General features: G+C 44.1%; 5 protein-coding genes. All 5 read left to right on the forward strand.

Translation table 11 applies throughout. The features are described from left to right. Nucleotides 1-620: 620 nt before the first annotated feature. The 5 genes from wecA (at nt 621) to HEP82_RS19555 (ending at nt 6,954) form a co-directional block, all read left to right on the forward strand. Nucleotides 621-1,691, forward strand: a complete 1,071-nt coding sequence (gene wecA, locus HEP82_RS19535; RefSeq protein ID WP_192459572.1) for a UDP-N-acetylglucosamine--undecaprenyl-phosphate N-acetylglucosaminephosphotransferase — start codon at nt 621-623, stop codon at nt 1,689-1,691. A gap of 124 nt (nt 1,692-1,815) precedes the next feature. Further along, nucleotides 1,816-2,952, forward strand: coding sequence for a polysaccharide export protein (locus tag HEP82_RS19540; RefSeq protein WP_192459573.1), 1,137 nt, complete (start codon nt 1,816-1,818; stop codon nt 2,950-2,952). Nucleotides 2,953-2,967: 15 nt separating this feature from the next. Further along, nucleotides 2,968-3,402, forward strand: a complete 435-nt coding sequence (locus HEP82_RS19545) for an arsenate reductase/protein-tyrosine-phosphatase family protein (protein ID WP_192459574.1) — start codon at nt 2,968-2,970, stop codon at nt 3,400-3,402. A gap of 16 nt (nt 3,403-3,418) precedes the next feature. Then, nucleotides 3,419-5,587, forward strand: coding sequence for a tyrosine-protein kinase Wzc (wzc, locus tag HEP82_RS19550; RefSeq protein ID WP_192459575.1), 2,169 nt, complete (start codon nt 3,419-3,421; stop codon nt 5,585-5,587). Between the two features lie 47 nt (nt 5,588-5,634). Next, complete coding sequence (locus HEP82_RS19555) at nt 5,635-6,954, forward strand: flippase (protein ID WP_192459576.1); 1,320 nt, start codon at nt 5,635-5,637, stop codon at nt 6,952-6,954. The last annotated feature ends 40 nt before the right edge of the window (nt 6,955-6,994 follow it).

The raw sequence follows: 6,994 nt of genomic DNA on the forward strand, positions 1-6,994 counted from the left end.
GATTATTATTTATCTTATTGATATTTAATTATTTTTTTGTTTTATTTGACTCATTTTTTTAATGGAACAGTGTTTTAACTGAAATCTAATAATTAAAAGAAACCGTAAATTTAGTGTTAAGGTTTAATAAAGTTGCCTTTTTTGGGATTTATTGTTTGTTTTTGTATGTTTTTTTTGCATGTTTGGTTTTTTATACTGCAATTATGATGTGTTTCATCAGTAACAACTGCATGTGTGGTGTTTTTTTGCTGAGATTGTTTATTGATTCATGAGCACAATCATTAATACAATCATCACGAGTGATAAAAATGGTTACATATACGGGTGAGTCGCAGAGCAGCAACGCCTTAATGGTGCATGACATCGCTAGCATTAAGGCTTTTTGAATTGATTTTGTCGTTTTTCGCTGGTGGTAGTGGCGCTTTTGTCAATTGTCTTTGCTGTGATGACGCTGTCTGGCGCGATGGATAAGGCTGTTGATGTCGGAAACGGCATCCGGCCTTCCTGTTTTATAGGCTTACCGTATTGTGCCGCGTTGCAATGGATAGTGGATTGGTAGCTAAAAGCCAAGGGCGGTAGCGTGGCTTAGTTGCCTATAAACAAGGCAGGTCGTGATAGTTATGAACGATTTCTTTCTGGTGTTTATCAGTGCATTCGTGTTGCTGTTTATTGCACGTAAAGCAGCAAAGAGAGTTGGACTGGTTGACAGACCGAATGAACGAAAAAAGCACCGAGGGCATATTCCGCTAGCGGGAGGTATCTCTATTTACCTGTCGCTCTGGGTCATGTTCATTTCTCATTCCGACTGGTTGCCGTCCTTCGATACTTACATGCTGTGCGCCAGCGGGTTGCTGATGATCGGCATTCTGGATGATCGTTTTGACTTGCCGGTTTTACCCCGAGTCGGATTACAGGCTTTGATTGCCATTCTGATGATGGGCTCTGATCTGTATCTGGCCTCATTTGGGAAGATTTTGGGCCAATATGAACTGCAACTGGGGATTGTTGGTTATGCCATCACACTGTTTGCGGTATGGGGCGCTATTAATGCCTTCAACATGGTCGATGGGATTGATGGGTTGTTGGGGTGCTTGAGTTGCGTCACTTTTGGTTCTATGGCGCTCATTTTTGCATTGAAAGGACGTGAAGAATTGGCGCTATGGAGCCTGTGTTTTCTGGCGGCGACTTTACCTTATATTGCACTTAATCTGGGGCTTTGGGGGGGAAGGTTCAAAGTCTTCATGGGCGATGCGGGCAGTACGTTGATTGGGTTTACCGTGATCTGGGTATTGATTCTGGCAACGCAGGGAAACAATTCAGTCATGCAACCGGTGACGGCTTTGTGGATTATTGCTATCCCGTTAATGGATATGGTGGCAGTGATGATAAAACGTATCCGCCGGGGAAGTAGCCCGTTTAAACCCGATCGTGAGCACCTGCATCATGTATTGATGCGTATGGGGTTAAGCTCACGCCAAACTTTGTTGATTATTATAAGCTTATCGATTTTTTTTGCATTGACGGGTATTGCTTGCGAATGGTTCGGTGTATCAGGAACCGTCATGTTATGCAGCTTTATAGGCTTGTTTGTGGTCTATTTCCTGACGATTGCAAGAATTGGAAAGGTGATAATGTGGAATGGTGCGATAACGTCCATGCCTCCAGGACGGTCTGAAAATATTCGCTCCTGAATGCAGGCAAAGACGTGTAATATCTTTCCCGTGTTGTATGAGACGGCAAATCATAACAATAAGAAATCATTAATTTTTTTATGATTTGTTTTTATAAAAAGTGAAGACAGCGGCTTAATTTAGAATGAAGGATAAGAAATTCAAGTTGATACCGTTGGCAGTTGCCGCGGCGCTTTTAAGTGGATGTACCATTATTCCCGGCACCCATCTTTCGACTAGCGGGAAGGAGGCTATTGAGCAGGACGACGCAGGTTTCAATATCAATAAGCTGGTCAATGTTTACCCGATGACTCCGTTGCTGATTGAGAAAATGCGCCCAAAACCTCTGGTGGCGCAAGTGAATCCCGCGCTCGATGCGGAACTCCAAAACTATCAATATCGTATTGGTATTGGTGACGTATTGATGGTGACAGTATGGGATCATCCCGAGCTGACGACCCCGGCAGGAACATACCGCAGCGCTAGTGATACCGGTAACTGGGTACATGCAGATGGCACTATTTTCTACCCCTATATCGGCAAACTGAAAGTGGTGGGTAAGAGTGTGACGGAGGTGCGGGAAGAAATTATGGCGCGCCTTGCCAAATTCATTGAGTCGCCTCAGGTAGAAATTAGTATTGCTGCCTTCCGCTCGCAAAAAGCCTATGTAACAGGTGAAGTCACCAAGTCCGGTGAGCAGGCTATTAGCAATGTACCTTTAACCGTTTTAGATGCTATCAATAAAGCCGGTGGGCTGACGGAAAATGCCGACTGGCGTAACGTCATCCTTACTCACGGCGGTAAGGATGAGCGCATTTCTCTTCAGGCGCTGATGCAAAACGGCGACCTTTCTCAAAATCGCTTGCTCTATCCGGGTGACATTCTGTTTATCCCACGTAATGACAGCTTGAAAGTTTTCGTCATGGGTGAGGTTAAAAAACAAACTACGCTCAAGATGGATCGTAGTGGTATGACCTTAACCGAAGCGTTGGGCAATGCGGAGGGGGTCGATCAGACGGTGGCGGATGCTACCGGTATTTTCGTGATCCGTCCTTTGCATGGCACCCAGGGGCCAAAACTGGCGAACATTTATCAGTTGAACGCAGCGGATGCCACTGCGCTGGTGATGGGCGCAGAATTCCAACTGCAACCTTATGATGTCGTTTACGTCACTACGGCGCCGGTGGCACGCTGGAATCGTTTGATTTCACAATTGGTGCCTACGATTTCTGGTTTCAACGACCTTTCAGAAGGTTCGTTGCGTGTCAGAAACTGGCCGTAGGAACTGTCGTGAATCATGTTTAACTCTATTCTGGTGGTTTGTGTTGGAAATATATGCCGTTCCCCAACTGGGGAGCGGCTTTTGCAGCAGGCTCTCCCAGGCAAAAAAGTAGCGTCGGCAGGTTTAGGGGCATTGGTGGACAAACCTGCCGATAGTATGGCTTCGGATGTGGCGTTGCAGCATGGCGTGTCACTGGAAGGGCACAGCGCCCGGCAACTGACGTCTGCCATGTGCCGTGAACATGACCTGATTCTGGTCATGGAAAAGGGGCACATTGATGCGGTATCCCGCATAGCGCCAGAGGTGCGGGGGAAAACCATGCTGTTTGGTCACTGGCTGAATCAGCAGGAAATTGCCGACCCATACCGTAAAAGCCGTGAAGCCTTTGAATTTGTTTATAGCCAATTAGATCAGTCTGCCCGGAAGTGGGCGCAGATGTTGAGCCGTTAATCAGTCAGGAATTCTGATGTCAGAAAAAAATACTGTGCGACCATCTGATAACGATCGTTCAGATGAAATTGATTTGGGCCGGTTGCTGGGAACCCTGTGGGATAGCCGTTGGCTGATTGTCAGCGTCACCTTTTTATTTACGGTGGCTGGCATACTTTATGCTCTTCTGGCGACGCCGATTTACCGGGCTGATGCTTTGGTTCAGGTAGAACAAAAGAGTAGCGATAGTTTGATCAAAGATATCTCCAGCATGTTGCCGGATGCCAAACCACAATCCGCTGCGGAGATTGAGCTGATCAAATCCCGTATGGTGATTGGCAAAACGGTACAGGATTTGGCGCTGAATACTGAGGTGAAGCAGAAGTTTTTCCCGATCGTGGGTCGGGGTCTTGCGCGCTTAACCAAAGAGGCGCCGGCGCAGATAGCGGTATCTCGTCTTGAAGTACCTGATAACTTGCTGGATGAACGACTGAAGCTGGAAATTCTGGATGCCAGCAGTTATCGCATAACCGGCGAAGATGTTGATTTCATCGGCAAGGTGGGTGAACTTGCATCGCAACAAGGCGTCACGTTGCTGGTGAGTGATATGAACGCGGCACCGGGAACCGTATTCCGTATCCGTAAATATAACGATATTACCGCCATCAATAATTTGCTGGATGATTTAACAGTCGCGGATAAAGGTAAAGATACCGGCGTATTACTGCTGACGTTGGAAAGCGATGACCCGGATCTTGCTAAGAAAATCCTTAACAGTATTACGTACAACTACCTGCAACAGAATGTGGATCGTAAATCTGAAGAAGCAGGTAAGAGTCTTGAATTCCTGAAAGAGCAATTGCCGAATGTACGTGCTTTGCTGGAAGACTCGGAGAATAAACTTAACCGTTACCGCCAACAGAACGACTCGGTGGATTTGTCTCTCGAGGCCAAATCGGTATTGGATACTATAGTCGGGGTTGAGTCACAGCTTAATGAACTCACGTTTAAAGAAGCAGAAATTTCCAAGTTATACACCCGCGAACACCCGGCATACCGTTCCCTGATGGAAAAACGCGCCACGCTGGAGAAAGAGCGTGACAAGCTCAATAAGCGCGTTAATAACATGCCGAAAACCCAGCAGGAGATTCTGCGCCTGACCCGAGACGTTAATGTGGGCCAGGAAGTTTACGTTCAACTGATGAACAAACAGCAGGAACTGAGCATCAACAAAGCCAGCACGGTGGGGAATGTCCGTATTATCGATGCCTCTATGGTGCCGCCGAAACCGGTTAAACCGAAAAAATTGTTGGTAGTGATACTGGCGATGGTTTTGGGGGGCATGATATCGGTAGCGTTTGTGGTGCTGAAAGCGCTGCTGCATAAAGGCATTGAAAGCCCGGAACAATTGGAAGAGATGGGCATTAATGTGTATGCCAGCGTGCCGCTTTCCGAATGGCAACAGAAGAAAGACCGCGAATTCCGCGCCCGGCATAAAAAAGGCAATGCTCGTTCTTCTGCCCTGCTGGCGGTAGGGAACCCGGCGGATTTGGCGATTGAGGCGATTCGCAGCCTGCGTACCAGCCTGCACTTTGCCATGATGGAGGCCACCAATAATATATTGATGATCTCTGGCGCTAGCCCGGAAATTGGTAAATCTTTTATCAGTGCCAACCTGGGGGCGGTAGTGGCGCAATCTGGCCAAAAAGTGCTGATTGTGGATTGCGATATGCGTAAAGGTTATGCACACCAAATGATGGGAACCGGGCCGGAAAATGGCCTTTCCGATATCCTCGCTGGCCAGGTCGCGGCGGAAAAGGCGTTACGTAGCACCAGCGTGGAGAATATGAGTTTTATTCCGCGCGGGCAAATTCCTCCTAATCCTTCTGAATTATTGATGCACAATAACTTCACCGCGTTCCTTAACTGGGCTGCCGAGCATTTCGATATCGTGTTGTTGGATACGCCACCCATTCTGGCCGTGACGGATGCCGCGATTATCAGCCGTCAAGTGGGAACTTCTTTGCTGGTCGCTCGTTTTATGGTGAATACAACGAAGGAAGTCGAGGTGAGTATTCGTCGCTTTGAACAGAACGGTGCAGAAATTAAAGGCGTAATTCTGAACTCGGTGGTTAAACGGGCATCCAGTTATTATGGGTATGGTAATTACCATTACTATGCTTATGATTATAAGTCAGAAAAATAATTTTTGGGGTGAATTATTTTATCCTATGCAATGCTGAGCATATAAATATGCGGATAAATAATATTTTATGGAGTCTGGTTGGATTATTATTTCCTATTGCTATAGCTTTTTTAACAATTCCATATATTGTTGAAAAAATTGGTATGGAACGGTTTGGTTTGTTGTCATTGGCTTGGGGATTGATTGGATATGCAGGAGTATTTGATTTAGGAATCGGACGGGCAACAACGCAATTGGTTGCGAGATTATTAGGAGAAGGCGAGCATGTCAAAGCATATTATGCACTTAAAGTGTCTGAAAAACTTTCAATGAAAGTTGGTTTTTTCGGTTCATTATTATTGTGTACAATTATATTTTTAGGTGGGTTTTCTTTTATTAATTATAGTCCAAGTTTAAAGCATGAAGTTCTTATCTCATCTTTTCTTATTGCTATAACGGTACCATTTCAATGTATTTCAACAATGTATAGGGGGTATTGTGAAGCATTAGAGCGATTCATGGAAGTGAATGCAGTAAAGACAGGTCTTGGTCTAATAAATTTTCTTGGCCCATATTTTGTGTCTATCTATACCAATAATATTATATTTATGATACTAAGTCTTTTTTTATCTAGACTCTTCGGTGCTGGCCTATATAAAATTTTTTCAGAGTTTTTTTCTAGAAAAAAATCCGATTCTATATTCCTTCTAGAAAAAAAGGCATCCGATACTTCAACGTTTCAGAAAGAAATAAGACATGAGTTATTAAGGTTCGGTGGCTGGTATACGATCAGTAGCATAGTCAGTCCGTTTTTAGTCCAAATAGATCGTTTTTTTATTGGCGGTATAATATCAGCCGCTGCTGTCGGTATTTATACTTTACCATATGAAATTGTTACAAAGATGATCATGTTTGTTGGTGCGGTATCAGCTGTGGCACTACCTCGATATTCAAAGGTTATAAAAATAAAACCTGAAGTTGCACTCCGTGAGTTTAATTTATGGCTTTGGGTTGTTATTATTTTTGTAGGAGCTGGTTGTGGTTTTTTGTTTATGATATTACCTGAATTTCTTCAGTTTTGGCTAAAAGGATCTGTCGAATCTGATAGTATACATGTTGGTCGAATTTTATGCGTTGGGATTTTTATTAATTCAATTGGGATTATGTTTTATACACTCATACATGCATTGGGTGACTCAAAATCTACAGCATTAATTCATTTGGTTGAACTTCCATTTTACATATTTTTGTTGTATTTTTTTATTGTTAAATTTGGAATTGCTGGAGCCGCAATAGCCTGGACTTTACGTGTTGGAGTAGATACGTTTTTTATGTATCTCATAATGATAAGAAAAAGGCGATTTTTAACTCAACTCGGTATAAGTTAATTTGCTATTTTGTTAATGTTGTTATTGATAAATTATTATG

Origin of the sequence: Musicola keenii (assembly GCF_014855505.1) — a bacterium.
GTDB lineage: Bacteria > Pseudomonadota > Gammaproteobacteria > Enterobacterales > Enterobacteriaceae > Musicola > Musicola paradisiaca.

Excerpts from the sequence above, each read along its gene's own strand:
- wecA (WP_192459572.1), top strand. The coding sequence starts at position 621 with ATGAACGATTTCTTTCTGGTGTTTATCAGTGCATTCGTGTTGCTGTTT.
- HEP82_RS19540 (WP_192459573.1), top strand. The coding sequence starts at position 1,816 with ATGAAGGATAAGAAATTCAAGTTGATACCGTTGGCAGTTGCCGCGGCG.
- HEP82_RS19545 (WP_192459574.1), top strand. The coding sequence starts at position 2,968 with ATGTTTAACTCTATTCTGGTGGTTTGTGTTGGAAATATATGCCGTTCC.
- wzc (WP_192459575.1), top strand. The coding sequence starts at position 3,419 with ATGTCAGAAAAAAATACTGTGCGACCATCTGATAACGATCGTTCAGAT.
- HEP82_RS19555 (WP_192459576.1), top strand. The coding sequence starts at position 5,635 with ATGCGGATAAATAATATTTTATGGAGTCTGGTTGGATTATTATTTCCT.